Below are 1,285 nucleotides of genomic sequence, written 5' to 3'. Positions count from 1 at the left end.
GAGAGTGTTCTGATTTTTGTGTAAGCAGATATGGACTCAAAGTTTGAAGCGTTCTGGAAACAGAATAGCAAAGTGTGACAGAGCCGCTCTCCAGTTTTTGATGGGTCGATTCCATCGCTTTGAGATATTGTTCATGGCCAAATACATCAGTTTGAACACGGACTCTTCATCGGGGAACACGGCCTTGGTCTTAATCACCTTTCGCAACGAGCGGTTGACCGACTCAATGGCATTGGTGGTGTAGATAACGCGACGAATCTCCATCGGATAGTCGAAGATCGGGATGATGTTTTCCCAGTGCCGCAGCCAGATTTGGCTGACTGCGGGATAGTGCTCATCCCATTTGGTCGCGAAGTCTTCCAAAGCGGCTTCTGCCTCCTCCAAGGTGGCGGCTCGGTAGATGGGTTTCAGGTCAGTGGCCACTGCTTTACTGTCTTTCCAAGGAACATAGCGCAGCGAGTTGCGGATTAAATGAACAATGCAAAGCTGCACTTGAGTCTGGGGATAGACGGCCTCAATGGCCTGGGGAAAGCCCTTAAGGCCATCGCAACAGGCCATCAGAATATCCTTCAAACCCCGGTTTTTGAGGTCGGTGAGGACTTTGAGCCAGAACTTTGCGCCTTCGGCTTCGGCCTCGCCAATCCAGAGACCCAGCAGGTCTTTATTGCCCTCGCGGTTAATGCCTAGCACCACATAGACCGCCCGTTTGCTCACCCGTCCAGCCACTTTGATATTGACGTAGAGGGCATCGAGATAAACGATGGGATACAGCTCGTCTAGCGGACGGCACTGCCAAGCTTTGACGTCCTCACTGACGGTATCAGTGACTTCGCTGATGATGGCCGGAGACACGTGCGCCCCGTACAGTTCTTCCAGTTGCAAAGCGATATCACGGGTGCTCGTTCCCCTGGCATACAGCGCCAGAATCTTTTCATCGAGACCGCTCAGTCGCCTTTGATGTTTGGGTACCAACACGGGCTCAAAGGTGCCTTGGCGTTGGCAAAGCCTCTCCTGCGGAGAATCACGCGGAATCGCTAACTCCAGTTCCCCCTGTTCTGACTGCACTGTTTTGGGCGAGTGACCATTGCGGCTGTTGCTAGGAACCGTTTCATCCACGACCTCGCGGGTCTTCAGGTGATGGTTCAGTTCCCCGGCTAACGCCCGTTCTACCAAGCGTTTGGTGAGCTGTTTGAGTAAGCCAGACTCGCCGAGAATCTCTTCTGGGCTTTGACAATCGGATAGCAGTTCGTCTAGCAACTCATCGGCGCGATTCGGGACTTGTCTT

1 protein-coding gene is annotated in these 1,285 nt (G+C 53.0%); it reads right to left on the bottom strand.

Annotation, left to right across the window (positions count from 1 at the left end):
- Positions 1 to 36: 36 nt before the first annotated feature.
- Positions 37 to 1,257, bottom strand: coding sequence for an IS256 family transposase (locus JUK32_RS00670; RefSeq protein WP_204136939.1), 1,221 nt, complete (start codon positions 1,255 to 1,257; stop codon positions 37 to 39).
- Positions 1,258 to 1,285 lie beyond the last annotated feature (28 nt).

Source organism: Halomicronema sp. CCY15110 (assembly GCF_016888165.1).
In the GTDB taxonomy this organism is placed as follows: Bacteria; Cyanobacteriota; Cyanobacteriia; order Phormidesmidales; family Phormidesmidaceae; genus Halomicronema.
The sequence above is the reverse complement of the archived record's forward strand: the minus strand, read 5'-3'. Positions and strand labels throughout refer to the sequence as shown.